General features: G+C 43.0%; 15 protein-coding genes. All 15 read left to right on the forward strand.

Annotation, left to right across the window (positions count from 1 at the left end; translation table 11 throughout):
- Positions 1 to 22 precede the first annotated feature (22 nt).
- The 15 genes from tssH (at position 23) to CTT31_RS08740 (ending at position 23657) form a co-directional block, all read left to right on the forward strand.
- Positions 23 to 2710 (forward strand): type VI secretion system ATPase TssH, encoded by a 2688-nt coding sequence (gene tssH / locus CTT31_RS08670; protein WP_260492362.1) that lies wholly within the window; start codon positions 23 to 25, stop codon positions 2708 to 2710.
- A 26-nt stretch (positions 2711 to 2736) separates the two neighbouring features.
- Positions 2737 to 4776 carry a type VI secretion system Vgr family protein gene (locus CTT31_RS08675; protein WP_260492363.1) on the forward strand — a complete coding sequence of 680 codons (2040 nt, stop codon included), beginning with the start codon at positions 2737 to 2739 and terminating at the stop codon, positions 4774 to 4776.
- 16 nt (positions 4777 to 4792) lie between these two features.
- Positions 4793 to 5215: a hypothetical protein gene (locus CTT31_RS08680; protein ID WP_010604818.1), complete on the forward strand. Its 423-nt coding sequence runs from the start codon at positions 4793 to 4795 to the stop codon at positions 5213 to 5215.
- Between the two features lie 17 nt (positions 5216 to 5232).
- A complete protein-coding gene (locus tag CTT31_RS08685; RefSeq protein ID WP_260492364.1) occupies positions 5233 to 6384 on the forward strand; it encodes a hypothetical protein in 1152 nt (383 codons plus the stop codon).
- Positions 6371 to 7411 (forward strand): DUF2169 family type VI secretion system accessory protein, encoded by a 1041-nt coding sequence (locus tag CTT31_RS08690; protein ID WP_249122491.1) that lies wholly within the window; start codon positions 6371 to 6373, stop codon positions 7409 to 7411. The genes CTT31_RS08685 and CTT31_RS08690 overlap by 14 nt, the downstream gene beginning before the upstream one ends.
- The gene (locus tag CTT31_RS08695) at positions 7401 to 8303 is read left to right on the forward strand and encodes a hypothetical protein (protein ID WP_211859824.1); all 903 of its coding nucleotides are present in this window, start codon (positions 7401 to 7403) and stop codon (positions 8301 to 8303) included. The genes CTT31_RS08690 and CTT31_RS08695 overlap by 11 nt, the downstream gene beginning before the upstream one ends.
- Positions 8300 to 9376 (forward strand): DUF4150 domain-containing protein, encoded by a 1077-nt coding sequence (locus CTT31_RS08700; RefSeq protein WP_260492365.1) that lies wholly within the window; start codon positions 8300 to 8302, stop codon positions 9374 to 9376. Before CTT31_RS08695 ends, CTT31_RS08700 begins: the two co-directional genes overlap by 4 nt.
- A 6-nt stretch (positions 9377 to 9382) precedes the next feature.
- Positions 9383 to 12475 (forward strand): hypothetical protein, encoded by a 3093-nt coding sequence (locus CTT31_RS08705; protein ID WP_260492366.1) that lies wholly within the window; start codon positions 9383 to 9385, stop codon positions 12473 to 12475.
- On the forward strand, positions 12459 to 13412 hold the full coding sequence (locus CTT31_RS08710; protein ID WP_249122492.1) for a hypothetical protein: 954 nt from the start codon (positions 12459 to 12461) through the stop codon (positions 13410 to 13412). Before CTT31_RS08705 ends, CTT31_RS08710 begins: the two co-directional genes overlap by 17 nt.
- 132 nt (positions 13413 to 13544) lie before the next feature.
- The gene (locus tag CTT31_RS08715) at positions 13545 to 14045 is read left to right on the forward strand and encodes a hypothetical protein (protein WP_260492367.1); all 501 of its coding nucleotides are present in this window, start codon (positions 13545 to 13547) and stop codon (positions 14043 to 14045) included.
- Between the two features lie 13 nt (positions 14046 to 14058).
- The gene (locus CTT31_RS08720; protein ID WP_260492368.1) at positions 14059 to 15015 is read left to right on the forward strand and encodes a hypothetical protein; all 957 of its coding nucleotides are present in this window, start codon (positions 14059 to 14061) and stop codon (positions 15013 to 15015) included.
- A 217-nt stretch (positions 15016 to 15232) separates the two neighbouring features.
- Positions 15233 to 17740 carry a DUF5666 domain-containing protein gene (locus tag CTT31_RS08725; protein ID WP_260492369.1) on the forward strand — a complete coding sequence of 836 codons (2508 nt, stop codon included), beginning with the start codon at positions 15233 to 15235 and terminating at the stop codon, positions 17738 to 17740.
- A 319-nt stretch (positions 17741 to 18059) separates the two neighbouring features.
- Positions 18060 to 20099, forward strand: coding sequence for a bifunctional 2',3'-cyclic-nucleotide 2'-phosphodiesterase/3'-nucleotidase (locus CTT31_RS08730; RefSeq protein WP_010379103.1), 2040 nt, complete (start codon positions 18060 to 18062; stop codon positions 20097 to 20099).
- 70 nt (positions 20100 to 20169) lie between these two features.
- Positions 20170 to 22338, forward strand: a complete 2169-nt coding sequence (locus CTT31_RS08735) for a DUF6359 domain-containing protein (RefSeq protein ID WP_260492370.1) — start codon at positions 20170 to 20172, stop codon at positions 22336 to 22338.
- A gap of 278 nt (positions 22339 to 22616) precedes the next feature.
- Complete coding sequence (locus CTT31_RS08740; protein WP_260492371.1) at positions 22617 to 23657, forward strand: efflux RND transporter periplasmic adaptor subunit; 1041 nt, start codon at positions 22617 to 22619, stop codon at positions 23655 to 23657.
- Positions 23658 to 23664 lie beyond the last annotated feature (7 nt).

Consider the following 23664-nt stretch of genomic DNA (forward strand, 5'->3'; position numbering starts at 1 on the left):
CGGGAATAGCAAGGATTAAAAGATGGACGCAACAGGCATAAAGAATCTCATAGACAAACTCAATCATCACAGCGCGACAGCGTTAGAAGCCGCGGCTGGATTCGCAGCGAGTCGAAAGCATTTTGAAGTGCTACCAGAGCATTACCTATTAAAGTTAATGGAAGAGCACAATGACGGCGATGTTGCGAAGATTTTACCTTTCTTCGAAGTTGATCAAGACGCATTGTGGAATAGTGCGCTCGAATTTATCAATCAACAAGAGGCTGGTAACCCGAGCAAGCCGGTTTTCTCCCGTCGCCTCTATGAGTGGTTAGAAAAAGCATGGCTCAGCGCAAACATGCGCCATCAAAATGATTGGATCACAGGAGCTGCGCTGATTGACTCGTTCAAAGACATGGCGATATATAGCCCTGCATTTGGACTGGCACGCGAGTTCGACAAGATTGATACGCACTTCTTAAAGCAGAATTTAAATAAGATCTGTAAAGGTTCGACTGAGCGTCAAGTATTCAGTAAGCCAAATGCTGACAACACGGTGTCGAATAGCCGTTCACAAGGTGAAAGCGCGCTAGAAGCATTTTGTGAAGATCTCACTGAAAAAGCACGCTCTGGTGCAATTGACCCAGTCCTTGGACGCAATGAGGAGATCCGTCTCGCAATCGATGTGTTGTGTCGTCGCCGTAAAAATAATCCAATCTTTGTCGGTGAACCTGGGGTTGGTAAAACGGCAGTGGTAGAAGGGCTTGCACAGCGCGTTGTTGAAGGGCAAGTTCCGCCAGAACTTAAAGAAGTTAAGATCTGCGTACTGGATATGGGGCTGCTACAAGCCGGAGCAGGTGTAAAAGGTGAATTTGAGCGTCGTCTTAAACAAGTCATTGATGAAGTAAAGAGTTCAGCGACGCCCGTTATCTTATTTATTGACGAAGCGCATACCTTGATTGGTGCTGGTGGCGACGCTGGCATGGGAGATGCCGCAAACCTACTAAAACCTGCGCTTGCACGTGGAGAAGTAAGAACACTTGCTGCAACGACATGGAGCGAATATAAAAAATATTTTGAGCGCGATGCTGCGCTTGAACGCCGTTTTCAATTAATTAAAGTCGATGAACCAACCGAGCAAGCCGCAAAGCTCATGCTCACGGGGCTGAAAGATAAATACGAAAAGCACCACCAAATTCAAATCACAGACAGTGCAATTGAAGCCGCGGTTACTTTGTCTGCACGATATATCACAGGTAGACAATTACCTGACAAAGCCATTGATGTACTAGATACTGCGGCTGCTATGGTCAGAATGGGACCGGCAACATCGCCTGTGGTGATTGATAAAGCCAAAGAGCAGATCCGTTACTATCAAAGTAGAATTGAACGCTTGGCGATCGAATCAAAGCTTGGGATTGCAGATCAAACCTGTATTCAAAGTCTCACCGATGCGCTTACACAAGCGCAAGAGCAGCTTGCTGAGCTTGAGCAAAGTCGTGAGCTGCAAATTGATACTTATAATGCCTTACACGGTGCGAGCGACGAAGAGAAACCTGCGATTAGACAAGCGCTCGCTGCGTTAAATCAAGATGACAATGCGATTTTCTCCGAAGTGACCAGTGATACGGTAGCGCAAGTGATCGCAAGTTGGACTGGGATCCCTGTAGGTAACATGGTGAAAGACGAGCTGGAGAACTTACTTAAGCTTGAGCAATCACTGGCACAAAGCGTTGTAGGGCAAAATGCTGGATTGACTGCGATTGCACAAACCTTACGGGTAGCAAAAGCGGGTGTATCGGCCTCATCTGGCCCACTGGGCGTATTCTTATTAGCAGGTCCTTCAGGTGTTGGTAAAACCGAAACGGCAAAACACATAGCCGAACTACTATTTGGTGGCGAGAAGTTCTTAACCACGATAAACATGAGTGAATATCAAGAAGCACACACGGTATCACAACTCAAAGGCTCACCACCGGGTTATGTGGGTTATGGTGAAGGCGGAGTGTTAACTGAAGCTGTGCGTCAACGTCCATATTCTGTGGTGTTACTTGACGAAGTGGAAAAAGCCCATGCAGATGTCATGAATATGTTCTACCAAGTGTTTGAAATGGGCGTAATGCGTGATGGTGAAGGGCGTGAAATCGATTTTAGAAACACGGTTATCATCATGACTTCTAATTTAGGGGCTGAGCAAATCATCAATGCTTGTACACCAGAAACCGAGCAGCAGGCCATGCAACAAATGGTGGATGGGATCATTCAGCAAGGTGCGCCTGAAGGCGAAGAAGCACAAGACAATAACGAAGAAGAAACACCGTTTGAGAGACCGAGCTTTCAGCAGCTAGTCAGCTTAATTAAGCCAAACTTGCTCGCGCATTTTGCACCTGCGCTTTTAGCACGGATGCAGGTTGTGCCTTTCTTCCCGCTTGATACTGATGTGTTAAAACATATCGTGGCTCTAAAGCTTGAGAAGGTCGCGGCGCGACTTCGTGACAATCACGCTATACAACTGCGCGTAGATCAAACGGCGCTAGATTATCTAGCCGATAAATGCGCTATGTCTGATAGCGGCGCACGATTGGTTAACGCAACAATTGAACAACAAATTTTACCTGGGATCGCGCGCTCCATTTTGGGCTTTATGAGCGAAGAAGATATGCCAGATCTGCTGACGCTGACACTGGATGAAAATGGTGAAATTGAAGCCGTATTCGCCGACTTAAGTTAACGGTAGATACGAGTAAGGAGACAAAAATGGAAATGTTCGCATCACTTGCCGATAAACTGCCTAAGGCAAACGAAAGTCACTTTGCAATCGAAATTGCGGGGTTGTCTGGGAGTTTATTTAAAGTACTGAGTTTTGAATCACAGAATGACAGCTTATGTAGTGACTATCGCTTTGATATTGAGGTGTTAAGTGAGGAACTAATTGAGCCTGATCTGGTGATTGGTAAGGATGTTACATTTTCCATTACGTGGGCGATGTCTGACAGAACGGTTTCGGGGATCATTACCGAATATGTTTGCCATGGTCGCAGTCATCAAGGCTACGTGTATACCTTATCTTTTCAATCACTTTTGGTGTTGCTCAAGCATCAACGATCTAATCGCGTTTTTACCGACATGTCTGCGGATGCCATCGTTAAAAGCGTGTTAGATAAGGCAGGGTTCCCGTCAGGAAAATTGCAACTGAAGGGATCATCGCCAACCCTTGCTATGACAGTACAGTATGATGAAAGTGATTTTGACTTTGTAACGCGTCTAATGCGCCGCTACGGTTTTGTTTACGGCAGCACAGAATCAACCGGTAGCCAAGCCAACCTATCGGTATTTGCCAGCAGCAGTGATTTTTCTTCAGAGATGGAAGAGATCACTTTGCCTTATGCGTCACCCACCGGACAGGTAAGACCGAGCGAGTCTGTCTTTGCCTTTTCTAAAAAAGCGAGTTTACTAAATAGCGGCTTTAGGCTGTATGACGAAGACTATGAAAAAGGCTGCGCACTGTCTGTAAATAGCAATAATCAAACAGAGGTTGGCGGCTTTGGTGAAGACAGTATATTCGCTGAAAACTTCATGACTGAAGGAGATGGCGATGCACTTACCAAAGTACACCAGCAAAGCATTGATTGTCAGCGAAACCTTTTTGTAATCGATACCGACTGTCGAGCGCTTCGTCCGGGTGTCGCTTTAACCATAACCGATCACCTTAATTACAGCGGTCGTTACTTAGTGGTGTCCGTTGCCCATAAAGGCTGTCAAGGCGGTAGCGTTGAATACGGCTCCAAGGTAAAAGGCTTAACCTATAAAAACCAAGCGACGATTATCCCAATTGATGTGCAGTTTAAAGCGCCTGTTATTAAGCGCAAAAAGGTTTTTGCATCGTTTAACGCCACGATTGAGCAAGAAGTGGATGACAAAGGGCACTATAAAGTCAAGCTGCCATTTAACCAAGATGGTGAAGGAGAAGAGAGTAAACCGACTCGGCTTATGCAGCACTATGGTGGGCCTGGCGGGCACGGCATGCATTTTCCTTTAAACAAAGGAACCGAGGTTATGGTGGCGGGCGAAAATGGTGACTTAGACAGACCGGTCATTCTCGGTGCGCTATTTAACGATGAAGCACTAAGCCCAGTGACTGCGGAGAATGCCACTGAAAATAAATTGGTGACGAAGGCAGAAAACACTTTGTTGATGGATGACAAACAAGGCGAAGAAAAAATCCAACTGTTCACCAAAGCGCAAGAAAATATACTCGAATTTAATGCCACAGAAGGCAGCGAATTTATCAAGCTTGAAACCAAAAAAGGTTACATCGATATTAAATCGAAAGAAGCGATGACGCTGCAATCACAAGCGAATATTGTGGCGCAAGCCGACAAAGAAATAAGCATTCGCGCAGAAGATGCGGTGTATATCCAAAGTATTGAGTCCAATATTGAGATCAATGCCAAAGAAGCGATTCAACTCACTGCAGACACCGACATTAAAATCCAGTCTGCTGACAGCAATATTCAATTTGAAGCACAGCAATCCATTAATCTTGAGGCCGCGCAAGACATCAGTTACTTCAGCGTTGATGGTAACGTTGAGCTTGCGGCGCAAAATGGTAACTTCACCATCAATGCCGATAGAAACATTTCTATTGTTGGCCAAGGTAGCGGCTCAATTCAGCTTTCTCAAGGCGGCGGCAAAATAGAAATTGATGCGGCAGGTAATATTACCATTGATGCGAACAACTTGAACTTAAGCGCCAGCAACATTTCGGTGTCTGGCTCAGCAATTAGCCATAACTAAGCAGGGAGCAAAGTCTATGAAAACCAATGTCGTACAATTTCCACCATCGTTGAGTAACATCGTATGGCGTGTATCTGCCATTGATAAGCTAGGTAAAGTGCTACGAGTGAAGTGTGACGGATCTAATGTAGAAATGAAGGTTAAAGGTCAATTAGACAGTGTGACACGCGTGAGTATTGACGATGAAGTGTTGCTACATAGCGTGGCAATGCCTATCGTTATTGGTCGCTTAGCTGCACCGCAAGACTTTCCAGCCGCGTCGGTGACAAATAACAACGGTACTGTGGTGCTAAATGGCGAGCAAAAAGTCTGTGTCAAAACCAAAAATGGCAGCATAGCAATTAACGGCAATGGTGAGATACAGCTTGAAGGTAAACTGCTAAACGCCGATATTGAGCAAGATCTCAGCCTCCAAGGCTGGCCAATTCGATTAAATTAAGCTGATACGGTGTGACTATGTTTTTAGCTGCAACCAAATTGGCCGTTCACCGTCAACAACTCAAGTCGCTTTGGCGTCATTATCAAAAGTTTAATGCGCGCCAAGTAGTTGAGACTGGGCGTTTACATGCCCTTGAAAAACAACTATTAAATCATGTGTATACCTTAGCTGCGACGGACGAAGAACACTGGATAAATCGCTCACAACTAGATTGTATCGCGCACGGGTCGATTGATGATGTATTTAAGTTAACTCAAGAGATTGACTCACCTCAGCTGTTATTACTCATTAATCATCTTTTTGGGACAAGAGCACTTGAAGATCAAGCTAGTGAAATCATCACGGCGATTAATCGCGAGCCTGCGCTTGCTGAGCTGCTCATTCATAACTTGTCAGCATGGCGCATTGATTTAGGTGATGCACTCAGGCAGCGAATTTTATCAACAGATGAAAATTGGCCTACGAGCCTTATCTATTTAGCATTTAGTACGGCTAACTTGTCGCGTCACCAACTCATGGCCGCACTTGATCATAGCAACCCTGAAATTGCCTACACGGCATTGGTGAATATGTGGCTGTGTAATACAGAGCAACTTTCAGAGCACTTAGTGAAGCGGTTTGCGATGACCGATGATGCCACGCTAAAAGCAAAATTATTGCAGCTGGCAGGTTTACTCGATGAGCCAAAATGGGATGAACCATGCTTACTTTATTGTCAGCATAATCCAAGCTACATTGCAGAAGTATTTCCGTACTTTTCTCATATCCGCTCGTTACAAAATCTAGTTAAGTTACTCGAAGTCCCCAGTACCGCTCGTCCAGCTTACGAGGCGTGGAAACAAATCACCGATCTCGACTTGCCTGAAGAATTCGCAATAAGCGATGCACAAACTGGCGTTAAATCTCAAAAATCGCAAAAATTACCCAGTTTTAAGCAAGCAGAATACGAGCGCCAAGCCTTAATAACAGCAAATACCCAACATCAACTCGCGGGGCGTAAAGTCTCTGAGCCAAAAGCTTGGTTACAACAGGGATTGGCTGGCCTTGCTATTCAGCGCAAGCTTTCCAAAATTTCCTCGCACGCACTTGGCGCTGCGCTTTTTTACATGCCGATGGCTTATCTTCAGTGGCAATCAGTGAAACAGGAGTTGAACCATGCTAGTGAATGAATCCGAGTGGCAAAGTAGCACGGTTGAGGCTTGGGATGAGGAAAAAGATCCCATCGTAGTCATCGCTGTGAAGCAGAACTTTGAATACGACGTAAAGGGTAATGTGTATCCCGATCCAACTGGAGCGCCTGTTGTACTTGCTGATGACTTTGACGGTGAAGGGCTTGAAGCCAGCTTAACCGCCGTTAACGAAGTTCAGCCTTATAAAACCGGTTTTGAAGTATATGGTGAATTGACCTGCTTTCCACCAACCGACAAACAAGCGCGAGTGATTGAAGTTGGACTCAAACTCGGCTGTGACGACCGGGTCTTTGTTGATAAATTACTGCGAGTTACTGGTGAGCGAGTGTGGAAGCGGTCTCTATTTGGACCCGTGGCGAGCGATCCACAAGTATTATCCGCCTGTGTATTAAATTATCAACTTGCCTATGGCGGCACGAGTCTGTCGGATGAAGAACAAGTTTCGACCCAAAACCCTCTTGGTCGTGGTTATAAGCTCAAGAATAAAGAAGCGAAAGGCCAGCCATTGCCACAAGTGGAGTATGCTAATCAGGTATTAAAAAAACCGAGTCACGACACTGCGGTTGCAAGCTTTGCAGCGATCCCACCATTTTGGTCGCCAAGGGGTGACAAACTCCCAGAGGTTGACGAAGCCCAAGCCCTCGCGGGTAAGTTTCCATTTAAAGAAGTAGTCCCCGCTGCGCATTATCAAGTCGCGCCGCAAGACCAACAAACTCCAAACCCGTTTAGTGATGGCTGGTGGATTGAAATGATGGGCTTAACGCCAGATTTACCTTATGGACAAAGTCTAAAGCTAACGTTGCCCAGAATCGTGCCTCGCTGTCGTTTGGTTAATGGCCCTGACGCCGCGCCTATTGATATGCAGTGTGATACGCTGGTAATTGACTCGCAAACACAGCAGTTTTCATTAATTTGGCGAGGAAAGGTAAAAAAGAGCCAAACTGGCAGTAACAGCGTGTTCTTAGTCGAAGTGACACAAACGCAAGGAGTGGCACATGCAGTTTGAATTAATCGCGCTAGAAACCCCCGCCGGTAACCACCCCAGTGCTTTATATACCGCGGTCGCAAACAACATGCGCTTTTGCACGCCAAGCAAAGCCATTGTTAGATATGATATAAGCCTCGATGCCCCATACTTGCGCGCACAAATTGAAGAAATCTCGGTCACACGACGTAAAGACCGCTGTTTAGCCATTTTAGAATCTTTATTAAGCCAGACTAAGCAACGGTTTGATGGCAGTGCCAACGCGTGGGATGGCACCATTAATCTAGTTACTGCCAACACAAAAGCAGAAGAGCCATATATAGAACTGTCCGATGTTAGGGCGCTTTGTGACCATCTTGATCTGAACGTTGACGATATTCAGTTGTATCAAGTGCTTGATATTGATTCGCTCTCGCCAAATAGTCTCTATGTATTTGTAGATAGTTGCGTTGGTTATGATGAAGCGTCAAAACCAAACTGGGTAGGCAAACTACAAGTTGTTGGCGGTCCTGAAGGTGTTGTATTAAGTGAAGGCGGTTGCGTACTGCTTGGTACAAACGCGAGTAAAGATGGATGCCAAATTAAAGCATATCAGGGCGACTTAGGTGAGCTATTAAAAGAGCTGCACGCAGAGATAAACGAGCCTTATATTTCGACCCGCTTACTCAGTGAGCAGTGGCAAAGAGAATGGCTCAATGCCAGCCGTGCCTTGTACCAAGAGCATGACGCATTAATTGAACTCAACAACACGGCAAATACCATTGGGTATATTGGCGCTGGCCATAATGCAATGGGACTTGCGGTTGCCAGCAGTTATTTACATAACCCGTTAAATCGCCATATTGACAGAGTGTGGCTGATCACAGAGCAAGAAAAACCACAATTAATCTCAGTAACAAGGAGTGTGTTATGAGCTTTATCGCAGCAGTAAAGGGAAAAGAGCCAGATTCGATTCAGTACGATCAAGATGCTATGTCTGCAACGCTGAGAGTAGGCGGGAGTGTGTCGTGGCGACATAACAATCCTGCATTGTTAAAGCTTACTATCGCAGCGAAAAATAATGGCGCTATTGGCTGTGTAAATGGGATAGCCGTATTTCCTGACAAAGCCAGCGGTGAAAACGCATTTATAGATGAGATTGCGCGCGCTAAATATGGCGATATGGTATTGGGTGAAATGATAACTGAGTTTGCCAGTGACTATATTGTCCCACCGCCCAACTGGAACGATGAAAAAAACGAGCCGATTTTACCTCATCAAGAACCAGAAACTGGCATGGATATGCATAAGCCAATTGATGACGCCAGAGCGTTTTTAGACTTAGTTGAATGCAAAATAGGATGGCAAGCTGGCAGCGAGGAACAAATCGAAAAAGACGTAGATAGCGAAGCCCAGCAAGTCGGCATCGTAAGCGGCCAAAACGTATTAATTAATGGTCGCACCGCAGTACATAAAGACAGTGGTGGCATGCTAAATACCATAGATGTTTGCTGGACTAAAATTGGTAAAGTTGTCGTGCCAATTCCTTATAGCAATCTCGCCAAATCTAAAGACGCGGCAAGTACAGCCAGCTCAGTAAAAATCAATGGCAACCCAGCAGCCAACATCAAAAGTAACTTTTCAAAAAGTACAGGTGATCAACCCGGTAAAAAGAAAGGCATTGCCAGCGGCACAATCAAAGGCAAAGCCGAATTCATTCTTGGCTCTTTTGATGTGTATATCGAAGGAAAACCCGCCGTACGCCAAGGAGATCTTATGATCTCTAACAGTAAAAACACGCCACCTTCTCCCTTGAATCAACCTGGCGGTGCGACCCCTAGCTCACTGTCAGTGGCAAAAAGAGATGCAACGGGTACTGAACAAGATCCAATCCAAAGTGCATTTGGTCTAAATAACCAAAGCAGCCGTAGTCTTATCTCGCAGGGAAATTTCGTGATAAAGCAAGGCGCAAATAAACAACAAAAAAAACTAGAGCAGGGAGGGTAATAAAGTATGGGCACACATATTTTTAATACTGAACTCAATGACGAGCAAGCACCTTGTACGCTGGAATTGCAACTTCAAGGATTAAATGGCAAAGATTGTACTGTGCCACTTGGTTTTGCTGAAGTTCAACGAGCATCATCACCAAAGCCGGATGATCAAATCCCGTTTGTGGAGACGGTTGAACTACGTGTGTTCTCAGAAGCGTCGCTTGATATTAACAAAGCAAAGGCTCCTGAATACGTGCCTATGTTTAAAGATCAAAAAGAATTTCAAGAAGATGAACCTGTTGGTTACTATTACTTTTTTGTTAATGGTTATTTGTGGCGAGAAATAGCCGCCATTTCAGGTGGTATGCTCAGTGAAGTTGACCTTCGTGAGTATCACGGTCAAAGCTTCAGGCCCAACAACGGCACGCACATGCCAAGACTCACACTGCCAATTCGCGCAAAAGGTCTATTCTCAGACTCAACTTCAGTTGAAACTATGACTTATCAAGTAGCCTTTTCACGCGTGCAATGGTCATGGGATTACATCAGCGCGCTGGGTGATATGAAACCTGATGACAGCCGCTTTGATAAAAAGCCGATGACGTCAAAATGCCCAGACGAAGGTAAAGCCTCGACCTATCGTAGCGAGCGGATGCAAACCATCGACTTTTCATCAGCCCCCAACTGGGACAGTATTGAAAACTTAAAAGCCAACGAAGACGGTGAACCCTGTATCTATTTGCATGACGTTTTGGGGATAGCGCAGAAATGCTTCCTATTAAGTGAAACAGCCCTCGCGCAGCTTACAATTCAACGCTTGACTTTGGAAGAAAACGGTTATTATAAGTCTGCTATCATTGCTCAAAGTGTATTTTTAAATGATGAGCTACATGAAAAAGATTTTTCTATGCGGAACGTTGCTCAAAGTCGGTATAAACCTGAAATCGATTATAAGCAAAAAGATTCATTTAGTCGTGAGTTACGAAGTGCAGCTGCACATCTCTCTGAAAGTAAAGTTGAAAAGTACCTTGTTGGCAGTAACAGTGCTGAGATATTAGATCTAGTTGAGATTTTTTATGAAAATAAAGAAAAATTAATCAAGATTTATACAGAGAATTATACACCACCAAGAGGAATATCTGAGCCATCAAAACTCCAATTTATCTCGCGTGACTTTTCAACTTTGGACAACATTCAAGACCATTATAGTTTTCATATGTTCTGTCAACACTTTAATCTAATGGCACTGAGAAAAGAGGGATTGCAAGTAAACTTCAAGGCCGTGTTAGATAAGGCGCGAGTAAGCAAGTTAACAAGCAAACTTGATGAACAATATAAAAAAGCGATTAAGCTAGTCTTCAAACATGTGTCTGATGAAAATGAATGGTTCCAAAAACAATTTTGTGGCAACGAGCTTGCTTATGGTGATACATCTGCATCTGCACAATACGATGAAACGCTAATAGGAGTTGAGCTTGGGGATTTTGATCCCAAAAAGTTTAATCGAGATGAAGCACTTGCTCCTGTATCAATGTTTAATCTGACAAAGGGAGCTTCCGATATCTCTCTTAAAGGGGTTGAAGAGTTTACCAATCTTCATTTAGCACTCCATAAGGAATTTATTGACAAGCAGACACCTAGTGAAAAGCTGCAACGATTTATGGCCTCGACGATAAAAAGTCGCGTACCTGAATTTGTAGATAAACTTAAGCTGTTCCCAGCTGGTGACGTACCGGATACCCACTTTTCTCTTACCAAAGAGTTTAGTGATATAACGACATTAGGGAGGCTAACTACCAGAAAGCAACACCAAGCTTTTAAAAAGATTATTGATGCTGTTATAAAAGATAAAGTTGGCTCAAAGAATAATAATCAATTTATCACCGTTGCAAAAGCGCTTGGATTAGAAGTATTTGATGAAAAGGGTAAAGTGAACGGAGTTATTTTAACTAAGACTAAAGAAAGTATAGAAAGTTTAGCCATAAAAACCATCGAATTTAAAAAGCTTAAAGGGGATGTAAACAGCTCAACAAAGTATGTTTTATCACTCCCTAAGGAGCTATTTGATCTCGAATATGAGCACAAAGAGCTGTTTGATGAGTTAGGTCAAGGATACCACCGAGAAGGCCTTACAAACAAAGAACTGTCAAGGTTTAAGAAAGTTGCGAAAAAAGGTGTACCTGGGTTAATAGCAATTCTAACTGTTTGGGGAACAATCATTCAGTACTCAGACTACGAAAAGAATTTTGAAGGTAAAGGAGATCTTTATGAAGTGTCGAAGAATTTAGCACTCTTAGGTGGCAGCATAACGGCAATATTAGGGCTTTTAAATTCAACTTTGAAAATTCCAGAGGAAGAGAGGCTACTCACCAAAGAAAAATACATAGGTCGTGTCGGGCAGTCAATTTCTTCAATTTCGATATTTAGAGGAATGTCGAGCATAATAGGGATTGCTGCGTCAGTAGTTTTGTTGTTCGATGGGTTAGAATTAATTGCCAAACATGATTTGGATGCGGGGATTGCTACATTAGTCTCTGCTGGATTCACATTTCTATCTTCAATTCAAGTGTTTTTTTTTGGTAGTCTAGGACATTTGGGGTGGGTTCTTTTTATTGCTGCAATACTTACCGCATTAATCGCAGAGGCCTTAAAAGATTCAAAGTTGAAAAGGTGGGCTGAATTTGGGCCATTAGGTATGAAGAGCAATATCACATATGAGCATTTTAAAAACTCTGAGAAATTCCACGAATATATTTTATCAGTACTGTACTCACCTAGGGTGGCCAATGTAATCAATAATGGCTTGCACTATCAGGTTGAAATATCTTCCCCAATCATCGATGAGCTAGAGAGTGAACTCGGTTTACAGGTTGATTACAAATATAGAAATATAAGAAATCTTAAAGTATATGAAGGGACTTGGGTTTATGGGTTAAAAGATCACAAACCAATTTATAGTAAAGAAAGGAATAAAATAGGCGGTATTTTTAATTTTTCTCTTGATGGCGAAATTTTGGATGTAGAACTTAAGCCCTTTGTAAGGGTAAATAAAGTTACTATCCCCATAAAATATAAAGAGTATGAGGTTTATGAGCATGCTACAGAAAAATAGCTTTTTTAATCAATTTTTTCGTGAAAATAGCTTTAAAGGTGGGTTAAGTAAAAATAGGCATGGTTTGGCAATTTATAGAAAGTTTTACACTCCAAAGTTGGATTTGTATTTAAATACAAGTGAGCGCTATTATTATGCGGAAAAGCCTAGTAGTACAACGTTCTTTTTATTTTATTTGCCATGTGGTATTTCTTTTGCTATTTGGGTCTTGCTACTTTTGAACTTTCTTGTTGTTATTTTTACTGACGGAAGTTTCTACTGGCCGATTCTATTGATAATTCCAATATACTCCTTTATAGCGGTTAATTTTTTAGGCTTAACATATGATCGTGTCAAGTTTAAAGGAGCTTATTTTGACCGCAAAGATCAAAAAGTCAGCTTTACGTGGAAGATAGAAAACGCTAGTGAATTTGATCGATTTGGTAATCCAACATTCGATTGGAAAGACATTGAATGTCACACTAAAAATGAATTTGCAACTTTAGGTATTATGAAAGGGTTTATTGAAATCAGACATAAAGACTTAGAGCGTTACCCGAATGCGAAACTAACAATAAATGCCTCTGGTGATACGTCGAAGCCTGTACGGTGTTTTTTGGAATGGGAGGCGATTGTAAGGCATATGCAGCAAGATAAACCTCTACCTGATACACCGGAATACGAGCTGTATCGAGAGTTGGATCCGCTCACGAAATCGTTTGATAAAAGCAATGGTCGACCAAAAGGCTTTTGGACACAATTCAGCCTTGAACAGCAAAGAGAAATTGAAGAGAAAATATTTCAGGAAGCTATAAAATTTGACTGGTCTGAGGGCAAAGTTCAACCAGAAATTACAAAACCTTGGGAAGTATGGACCCCTGATCCCAAACGGCCACCTAAGCCAAGAGGTATGTTTACTATGATAATGTTACAGCTAGTACTTTGCTATCCGGAATAGGAGTTGTGGATAGCTTTTAACTTCTGATGCTTCTATAGGCTCGGTAGCAACATTCAGTCGTAAGCGTATTTAGCCTCATACAAACCTAGATTGATTTAGTCTGCGCTCCGGTCGTCAACATGACAACATAAAATGGAAAATGCGTTAACCGATTTTTACAGCATGTTGTACTCACCTACGGTAAATATTCAAAGATTTTTAAGTGTGTTTAAAGTGCAGGTAAGCGCGCCACTAACCAATGAATTAGAAGGGTTTTCGGCTCGCTTTTATTGGTTAAAAGATGGTGATGACAAAGTACAGGAGATAAATCATCATCAGTTGGCCAAGCTTAGCAGTGGTTGGAAGCTATATCCTAATCGAACCGGTTATTACTTTGAGTTCACTGAAGGAAAACTCTGTGAACTGTTAAATCTAGAAGTTGGTAGCTCTATTGAGTTAATCATAGAAGTAGAAAGCTACCCCAATGGTAAAGGTAAAAAAGTGATCGAAAGTGCAGCTGAGTTGTACTCTTTACCAACGGTGGTGACCAAAAAAGATGATGGTTATTTGATCACTAAAGGGGTTAGATACATCAAAGAACTATCTAGATTAAATCAAAAGTTCAGATTTCCTGAAAGGCCGCCAATAAGATAGAAGGACATGACAAGTGAAAAAGATTGAAGAGATGACTGAAGAAGAGCTGGATAGCTATTTGGCAAATAAAGCGAAGGAAAGAGAGCGATATTATCGAGAAGAAGCAACTGAAGAAGAAAAAGAAAAGAAAGCACAAAGAGATGCATACTTGGCTAGAGAGACAAGTTATCGTCGTAGTGGTATTTTTTATGAAGAACTACCCAAAAACCATCTCCATAATTTAAGTTATAAGGAACGACTAGCCAAGGCTGAAGAATTAAACGGCTGTAAGTTTAAAGAAGCAAAACCTTGTAAAGACGCATTTGCACCGAGAGACGACTTTAGTGGCGTAAGTTACCCTAGCCAATGCGATGGTAGGGTTGTTTCCGTACCGCGCTCACCGGGATTATGGTCTATTAGGCTACATGGGTTGGTATTAGGCCCTATCATTGGGATTTGTCTGTTAGGGGTAAGTATGACAGACGACAGTATGCCAGCTTGGCATTCATGGTTGGGGCTGTTTTTACTGACTGCATTCCCTTTAATAATGTACAAATTAGGGAATGCAATTCGTATTGTGGATGCAATTGAGTTTAACCGTCATACCGGACTGGTAAGAACGCCCTACACCTTATTCAGAAAGCCATTTTATATCCCCATAGAAGACCTAGAGTATGTTGTTGGTCCAGAAGTCAAAAATATGCGAGGCAGCGCATCGATGCAAACGGGTTACTTAAGTTGTAGAAAATACCCCGAGCACTATTGGTTTGGAAATCGTATTGGTATTGCAGGGGGCGGCGATGCTCACGATTGGTCACAAATGAATAGGTTTATGGATATTACTCAACCAATCAACCGATATTACTATAAAGCTATGGAGTATACGTTTAAGAAGAATAAGAATGCTCACGGCAATGGTCCATTTCCAGAGGTGATGAAAAAGTACTTTGATGCCGATGACTGCCAAGTAAATCGCATGGAAGTGTGGTGATACGAATTCTAAAAACTTTTATCTGTAGATACGCGGGTCTCAGTATGATAGCTATTTCAACAAGCAAACCAATTTAATATCAGTCTCCAATTAGGTGGATACCAGAGTACCAGTAATAAAGCGGGTATTCATTTTTGGCCGTCTAGAGTGCATGTTAAGTTTTTGTGGCAAAGCAGCTGCATGTACTAAATGAGCCAAAAATTTAGGAGATTATGTAATGGATAGAAAATGGTTATTACCATCATTATTGGCATCAAGTAGCCTTCTGGTCGCATGTGGGGGCGGAAGTGATGACGATCCACAACCAGGCGATAACACCGGAGCCAAAGGTTCAATAAAAGTCATTGTACAGGGCTTACCTGCAGGTTCCGAGGCAGACCTAACGCTAACAGGTCCTTCAAGCTATAGCGAAGATATTTCTACTACCACTACACTCAATGCGCTTGCTACGGGTGAATATAAGCTAACCGCTACCTCTCGTTCTGTAAATCAGGCACTGTATCAACCTAATGAAGAATCAATCACCGTTGATTTAAGCAGCAATGAAGAAGAAACAATCACCATCACTTACCGGACATCAGTCAATGCAGAGGGAACGGTAACGGGATTTGGCAGTGTGTATGTGAACGGTGTGCGCTATGAAACGACACCGGAGCAACAAGCAAACCTTAAAGTCGGTATGCAGGTTAATTTACAAGGTAAACAAGGAGCAGATGGTGGCTTTGCGGTTGCAGATTCTATTACCTACGATGCAACCGCTAAAGGTGTAGTGACCGCAGTAGACTATGCAAATCAAACAATTACCGTTTTAGGTCAAGAATTTGGTGTCGATAAGCGCACAAAGCTCACTATCGCATTTACTGAGTTAAATACGGGAGACTTTGTTGAGATCAGTGCGCTGCATCAAGGGCAGGGTCAATACATCGCTACCCGTATTGATGTTGAAGAACAAAATGGCGAGTTTGAGGTTGAAGGCAAGGTTTCTGAACTAAACCTTGATGCCAAGACATTTAAATTAGGCGCGCTTATTGTTGACTACAGTCAAGCAACAGCGGTTGAAGGCACAATAGAAAATGATGCAATAGTAGAAGTAGAAGCATCAAACTTACCTGTAGAAGGCGTTTTACTTGCGGATAGCGTCGAAGTTGAAAGCGCCAATTCAGCGCCTTCGGGAGCGGTGGCTAAATTCGAAGGAATAGTAACGCAAGTCAGTGACGATGCTTTTGCAATTGGCGGCCATACTTTTACATTGAGCGATGAGACTGACTTTAAGAAAGGTGACGATGACGACTTACAAGTCGGTATGCGTGTATTTGTGCTTGCAGTTGCAACTGAAGAAGGTTTAATCGCCAAAAAAGTACGCTTTGATAAGCACTCTGAAATCGAATTAACCGGTGTCATTGACGCAATTGATCTTGAAGCACAAACACTAACGGTATTTGGAAGCAGTTATTTTGTAGATAACTATACCCAATTTGAAGATGAGTCAGATGCTGAGGACAAAGAGTTAAAACTCGAGAAGCTTAATATTGGCGATGTCGTTGAAATTGAAGCTTTTGGCTTTGAAGGTGCTTATGTCGTGAGAGACTTAGAGCGCATCTCTGCGAGTGATTTTAATGATCAGCAAGAGCATGAAGTTGAAGGAAAAGTTACTGCTGTGAATGCAGCTGAGCAGACAATCACTGTTGGTAAACTGGTCTTTGCTATCAATGGAGCAACCGAACTTGAGCTTGAGAGTGATGTTGATCTAACGGTATTTTTTGAACAAGTGGCAGCAGGTGATATCGCGGAAGTTGACTATGTGATCCAAGGTGGTGCACTTATCGCCACGAAAGTTGAGGTTGACGACAAAGATGACGACTTTGATGACCGAACTTTTGAATTAACAGGTAAAGTTTCGGACTTTAACCCTGTCGATGCAACTTTTAGCCTCAATGGTAAAACCGTGTTTTTTGATGAAAACACCGAGTTTAAAAACGGCATATTTGTTAATGACGACTTCGTTGAAGTCAAAGCGATTCAGCGTGCCGACGGCTCAGTTTTTGCGCTTAAAATTGAAATCGAATCTGAAGACGGCATTGAGCTTGAAGTTGAAGGTGACGTCACCAACTTCGTCTCAGCGTCTGAGTTTATGGTGAATGGCATTTCAATTACCACGGATAACAATACTGAGTTTAAAGATGGAAGCAGTGAAAACTTAGCTAATGGCGTCTCTGTTGAAGTCGAAGGGGTGTTAACCCAAGATAACGTACTATTGGCTAAGAAAGTTGAATTTGATGATGACGATGCCGAAGAAGTAGAGATTGCGGGGGTTATCGAAGACTTAGTTAAGGACTCTCCGTTTGATTATCAGTTCAATCTCGGTGCGCAGCGTGTTCAAGTTACCGCAAACACAGAGTTTAAGCATGGTAATTTTGAAAAACTAGATAATGGTTTAGAAGTGGAAGTCGAAGGATACACCATAGATGGCGTGACAGTGGTTGCTAAAGAGCTGAAGTTTCAAGCAATAAAGTACGTAGAAGTTGAGGGGTCAATCACGCAAGTTGATTCAGCAACCATGTTTTATGTACTTGGCCAAAAAATTAAAGTGTCTGAGCAAACTCAGTTTGAAGATGGTGAACAGTCTGATATTGCAACGGGTAAAAACGTTGAAGTGGAGGGCTATTTAGTAAGCGAGGATGGTGAAACTTATATTCAAGCAGAAAAAGTAGAGTTCGAAGACTAAGTATTACTAAATGTTAAGCAAGCAATTAAAGCCTCCAATATGGAGGCTTTTTTGTATATTTATCACTTTAAAGTTAATTCACTTCGCCTGACTTAGTACCGTCATATTTCTAGCACTTAACTGCCATAAAAGCTTAGCTTTCTTGACTTTTTTCCCTCGTATAGTGACACCCGCCACGCAAAACGCAACGGTTTATCCTGACTCGCTGTGCTTCTTGGTTCAGCTTCTATGAAGTGGAATAAGAAGAGACGTGAATTGGTATTACTGAAATAACTAAAAGCATGCGCACGGGTATGCAAACAAAGTAAAGAAAGGACTTATGAAAACAAAACTACTTCCAATCGCACTACTGTGCGGTGCCACAAGCATTATTACTGGTTGCTCAGATTCAGATAACGATGTTGATATAAACGTGCCGAAAGGACCTGATATTCCAAAAGAAGGCACTGCGGTATCTTTGCGTTTACTAGAAACCACAGATTTGCATGCAAATGTATTGAACTACAATTACTTTTCAGACAAGCAAGATGACAAAGTGGGTCTCGTGAAAACCGCAGCGTTAATCCATCAAGCGAGAAGCCAAGTTAAAAATTCCATGTTGGTAGATAATGGCGACTTGATCCAAGGTAGTCCGCTTGGCGACTATATGGCGAAAATCAAAAACCTCAAAGAGGGAGAAGTTCATCCTGTTTATAAGGCCATGAACACACTAGAGTACGATGTCGCAAATATTGGTAATCATGAATTTAACTTTGGCTTAGCGTTTTTAGATGAAGCAATCGACGATGCGAACTTTCCCTATATTAGTGCAAACGTGTTTAAGGTTGATGGCGACGAAGATGAAACAAATGATGTGCCGTTATTTAAGCCTTACCTAATTCAAGAAAAGCAATTCTTTGACGAGAATGACAAGCTTCAGGTGATTAAAGTCGGCTTTATCGGGTTTGTTCCACCGCAAATCATGCAATGGGATAAGGCCAATCTTGAAGGCAAAGTGATCGCCAAAGACATCGTAAAAATGGCAAAACACTACGTACCTAAGATGAAAGCTGAAGGCGCGGATATTGTCGTTGCTATTCCGCACTCAGGCCTAGACGTGTCAGCCGATAAGCCAATGGCTGAAAATGCATCTTATGCTTTGTCCAAGGTGGATGATATAGACGCCATCATGTTTGGTCACGCGCATGCAAACTTCCCAGGTTCGGGCTATGCAGACTTAGCGGCACATGGTGTTGATAACGATAAAGGCACAATCAATGGCGTTGCGGCTGTAATGCCTGGTTTTTGGGGCAATCATCTTGGTGTAATTGACCTAGATATCCAATTTAAATCAGGTAAATGGGTGGTGGTTGACTCACAGTCGACGCTGAAAGCTATCTATGAAACGGATGAAAATCGTAACACCGTATCTTTGGTAGAAAGCGATGCGGCAATTGAAGCAGCGGTACATCGTGAGCATGCTGAAACTCGCGCATGGGTGAATGAGCCTTTTGCTAAAATTACCAACACAGTGAACAGCTATTTTGCGTTAGTGAATGACGATCCCTCAATCCAAATCGTGACTGACGCACAAGCATGGTATACAGCAAAAATCGTGCAAGGTACTGAGCTTGATGGATTACCTATTCTGTCTGCGGGTGCGCCTTTCAGAGCAGGGCGTGGCGGGCCAGATGACTTTACCGCAATACCTGCAGGTGATATCGCCTATCGTAACGTTGCGGATATGTACATTTACCCGAACGTACTTAAGGTGTTGAAGCTCAAGGGCAGCGAAGTGCGCGAATGGCTTGAAATGTCTGCAGGACAGTTCAATCAAATCACACCAAATACTGAAGGCGTTCAAGCGCTGATCAATCCAGACTTTCCTTCATATAACTATGATGTACTAGATGGTGTGACGTATCAAATTGATGTCACTGAGCCTGCACGCTACGCGGCAAACGGTGAAAAGGTGTCAAACGGTAACCGCATTAAGGCATTGAAGTATCAAGGTGAGTTGGTGAAGGACGACCAAGTATTCTTGGTTGCAACGAATAACTATCGTGCATCTGGTGGCGGTAATTTCCCAAATATTAAGGGAGATAAAATCGTTGTCGACTCGCCAAATGAGAACCGTCAGGTCGTTGCTGACTATATTACTTTTGTTAGCGACCAAAATGGTGCTGCAGGACTTGATCCGTCCGCCGATATGAACTGGTCATTTGCACCTGTGGTTGGCGCCAATATTGAATTCTTTAGCTCAACCAGTGCGGATGCTGAAACTTACAGTCAGCAATTTAATCATATTCTACCTACCGGCAAAACCGACGAAAGAGGTTTTGCACTTTATCAGCTGGATTTAACACAACCGCTGAACTAATACACTACGCCGCCATATTCTGGCGGCTTTTTTATTGCTTCTTTTTATAATTTTCAACGGGATTTGACGAATGAAACAAGTAAACTTCAAGCTTTGCAGCGTAGTTTTGGCTGCAGCTATATCCACCTCTGTATTTGCAGCGCAGCCGTATGATTGGAATAACCACATTCCAGTCAAAACACCAAGTACAAACAACAATGGTAAGACAGTATTATTTGATGTGTCACACGGTGGCGTAGAGGGAAATGCCGACTGGGTTATTGACGGTGCGTTTTCAGACTTTGCGGATGCATTAGTTAATGAAGGATATACCGTAAAAGAATATCGTGGTGTTGATTTAAACAATGACGGCAAGATTAGATTCTTTGACGACCGCACCTCTCAAAGCAATCAAAATGAAGCGGTTATCAGCTACGATGCGATTAAAGATGCAGATGTCTTTGTATTGGCAGAAACTAACCGTCCTTTCACTCAATCAGAGCAAGCGGCGTTATTGCAGTTTGTTGCGGATGGAAAAGGGATATTTTTTATTGCAGATCATTATGACGCGGATCGTAATCTAAATACGTGGGATGCCACTGAAGTCTTTAACGGCTACAACCGCTCAGATCTGGCCAAGTATAATCTAGGTGGTGAGTACGGTGACTGGCGTAATCCAAAATCAGCAGACATGGGATGGCTTGCAGAAAACTTTGGGATCCGCTTTCGCTTTAATGCCGCTGACTACAAGCAAGGCGTAAGTGGTATTGAGTCTGCGAGCAAAACAGAAGGGATCACACTTGGAGTTACTCCTGTATTGATGGCCGCAGGCGCGACACTTGCGATTGTAGATGAACAAAAAGCGAAGGGCTTGGTTTATTTTTCACCTTCAGATACACCGGCTAAATGGCGTCATGCTAAAGATGATGGACTTTACTTTGGTGGTAGAAATGAAGGCCCGTATGTTGCTATCTCAAAAGCTGGGTTAGGCAAAGCCGCATTTATTGGTGATTCTTCTCCAATTGAAGACGCTACGCCTAAGTACAAGCGTCAGGATAATGGCAATAGTAAAAAGACGTACCCCGGCTGGACAGACAGTGGTAATGCGGCTGTACTTTCGGTCAACATCATCAATTGGCTAGCAACGCCTGAGTCGTATCAGTACTTTGATGGTACTAACGGTCATGCAAGCGGTGAAGTAACACCAGTGCCAATGGCGCCGCAAGAAATGTCTGATCCAAACAATGGTCAACCATGGGGGACACCTGCATCGGGTTTTGATGCATGGAATACAGATAGCTATAAAAATAACTCTTTCAATGCGCCTTATGGTTCAGGGCAAACCAACCCAGATCCTAATCCCGATCCAGAGCCAACTCCTGATGGCGCGATTTCTGTAGCACAGGCACTTGCTGCTTCAGCTGGGTCTAAATTTGCGGTGTTAGGTAAAGTGACAGCCGAAGTAAACGGTATCTATGGCCTATTACTCACAGATACTGCCAACGCATCGTTAAGTATCAACGTAAAGCTTGAATCTGCTCAACGCAGTGACTTTAACCCGCAACTCAATCCTGAGATCCTTGGTCAATCAGTCATAGTGACTGGTACTCGAGACAGCTATATGGGTGAGGCTGGTATTCGTTATGTAAGCGATATTCAGATTGCACCAGTGGCATTGTCGGTTGAGCAGGCGCTTGCAACCGCCGAGGGCAATGAAATCGAGCTTGTTGGGCGTGTCAAATCTGCACTTAATGATATCTATGCTTTAGTACTTGAGGACAGCCAAAATCCAACTCATACGATAAATGTTAAACTTGAAAGTCACCAGCGTGCTGCATTTAGTCCGCAGCTTAATCCATCCATTCTTGATTCTACTTTAGTTATCAAAGGTGTTCGCTCATCGTATATGAGTGCACCGGGGATACGAGAAGTAAGTGAGATACAAACCGTTGGTACAACGACAGAGCCATCTAGTGATATGAGTGTTGCTGAGGTATTAGCGCTAAATAATGGCTCGGCAGTGGTAGTCAGTGGCAAAATCACAGCTGCTGTAAACGATATCTATGCGCTTGAATTAAGCGACCCAACAGTTGCTGGCAACAAGCTATATATTAAGTTGGAAGCAGCTCAGCGCGATGTATTTAGTCCCAAGCTTAACCCGAGCTTGATTGGTAAATCACTGAGAGTTGAAGGGATTAAAAATGACTATATGAGTCATCCCGGTGTTCGCAATGTTACTTCACTTGTATTGTTAAATTAAATCAATGTAATTGACCCTCTTTAAAGTAGGCATAGCGACGTTTATGTCTACTTTATTCTAAGCGTTATTCCTGTATATTCTTTGTTCATTCATTATTTCACAAACTACACTTTTGAGGTCATTTACCTAGCTTGGATGGTAATGATTTTTATTTGTGTTAGTGTGTCGGCGTTATAGTGACATAAACTCGCCAGCTGCAATGCTTGGTCGAGATCAGTAGGTGCTATTGCATAGTGTTTACTGAAAGGAATAGTGTTTTTAACTTTGGAACAAACTACATGAAATGCGTTTGCTTAATACTCTCTCTTTTATCCTTTAACCTTTATGCTGCAGCGGTCAATGTTGTGGTCACTGATGTAAAGCAACAACAGCTTGAACGAACATTGTCTTTAACGGGCTCAATTAGTGCAGCACAACACGCACAAGTGTCAAGTTTAACCGATGGTGTAGTAACTAAGATCTCAGCTGAAGCTGGTGATATTGTTGAAGCAAATGCTGCACTGCTGAGTCTCGATGCCGCTTTAGTAAAAGCTGAGCTGAAAAGTGTAGAAGCTGCACTTGAGCGCGCCAAGGTCGATCGCAACAATGCGATAAGGTTGGTAAAAGAAGCACAGTCTCTGTCGCAGCAAAAATTATTTGCGCAAACTGAGCTTGCTGACAGAGAGGCTAAGTTACAAGCATCAGAAGCCACTCTTTTAGAAGCACAAGCTAAGATAGCTTATCAGCGAGAGCTCGTTAACCGCCATCAATTAAAAGCGCCTTTTACGGGGGTGATAGCAAGGCGCACGGTTAATTTAGGTGAGTGGGTGACGCGTGGACAAACGGTGTTTGAATTAGTGAGTAGTGATGTTTTGTGGCTCGATTTGCGAGTGCCACAAGAATACTTTCAGCTTATTAATCTCGGCCGTGTCGTTAATTTTAGTGTCGCAAGCGCACCAAGCGTGCAGCATCAAGCTCATGTATTGGCAAAACTTCCTGTCGTTGACAAAACCAGTCGCTCGTTTCTATTAAGATTGGCAATTCCAAAAGATGCGCAGTTGCGTGTCGGTGCATCGGCTACGGCAAAACTGCCGCTAATTCGAGCACAAGACCACAGCGTGATTATTCCTAGCGATGCGATTTTGCGTCATCCCGACGGTGGGTTCAGTGTCTTTGTGGCCGTTGACGGTCAAGCAAAGCGGTTAAACGTTCAAATTGGTGAGCGAATTAATGGTCATATTGAAGTTTTATCTGGCTTAGAGTTAGGGCAACAAGTGGTGGTTGAAGGCAATGAGTTATTGCAAGAAGGCCAGGCATTAAACATTGTACCGGGTTTATAGGAGCGGG

Source organism: Pseudoalteromonas maricaloris (genome assembly GCF_024746855.1).
Classification (GTDB): Bacteria; Pseudomonadota; Gammaproteobacteria; order Enterobacterales; family Alteromonadaceae; genus Pseudoalteromonas; species Pseudoalteromonas maricaloris.

What these genes read in the sequence shown, in the direction of transcription:
- tssH (WP_260492362.1), top strand. Translation starts at nt 23, where the DNA reads ATGGACGCAACAGGCATAAAGAATCTCATAGACAAACTCAATCATCAC.
- CTT31_RS08675 (WP_260492363.1), top strand. Translation starts at nt 2,737, where the DNA reads ATGGAAATGTTCGCATCACTTGCCGATAAACTGCCTAAGGCAAACGAA.
- CTT31_RS08680 (WP_010604818.1), top strand. Translation starts at nt 4,793, where the DNA reads ATGAAAACCAATGTCGTACAATTTCCACCATCGTTGAGTAACATCGTA.
- CTT31_RS08685 (WP_260492364.1), top strand. Translation starts at nt 5,233, where the DNA reads ATGTTTTTAGCTGCAACCAAATTGGCCGTTCACCGTCAACAACTCAAG.
- CTT31_RS08690 (WP_249122491.1), top strand. Translation starts at nt 6,371, where the DNA reads ATGCTAGTGAATGAATCCGAGTGGCAAAGTAGCACGGTTGAGGCTTGG.
- CTT31_RS08695 (WP_211859824.1), top strand. Translation starts at nt 7,401, where the DNA reads ATGCAGTTTGAATTAATCGCGCTAGAAACCCCCGCCGGTAACCACCCC.
- CTT31_RS08700 (WP_260492365.1), top strand. Translation starts at nt 8,300, where the DNA reads ATGAGCTTTATCGCAGCAGTAAAGGGAAAAGAGCCAGATTCGATTCAG.
- CTT31_RS08705 (WP_260492366.1), top strand. Translation starts at nt 9,383, where the DNA reads ATGGGCACACATATTTTTAATACTGAACTCAATGACGAGCAAGCACCT.
- CTT31_RS08710 (WP_249122492.1), top strand. Translation starts at nt 12,459, where the DNA reads ATGCTACAGAAAAATAGCTTTTTTAATCAATTTTTTCGTGAAAATAGC.
- CTT31_RS08715 (WP_260492367.1), top strand. Translation starts at nt 13,545, where the DNA reads ATGGAAAATGCGTTAACCGATTTTTACAGCATGTTGTACTCACCTACG.
- CTT31_RS08725 (WP_260492369.1), top strand. Translation starts at nt 15,233, where the DNA reads ATGGATAGAAAATGGTTATTACCATCATTATTGGCATCAAGTAGCCTT.
- CTT31_RS08730 (WP_010379103.1), top strand. Translation starts at nt 18,060, where the DNA reads ATGAAAACAAAACTACTTCCAATCGCACTACTGTGCGGTGCCACAAGC.
- CTT31_RS08735 (WP_260492370.1), top strand. Translation starts at nt 20,170, where the DNA reads ATGAAACAAGTAAACTTCAAGCTTTGCAGCGTAGTTTTGGCTGCAGCT.
- CTT31_RS08740 (WP_260492371.1), top strand. Translation starts at nt 22,617, where the DNA reads ATGAAATGCGTTTGCTTAATACTCTCTCTTTTATCCTTTAACCTTTAT.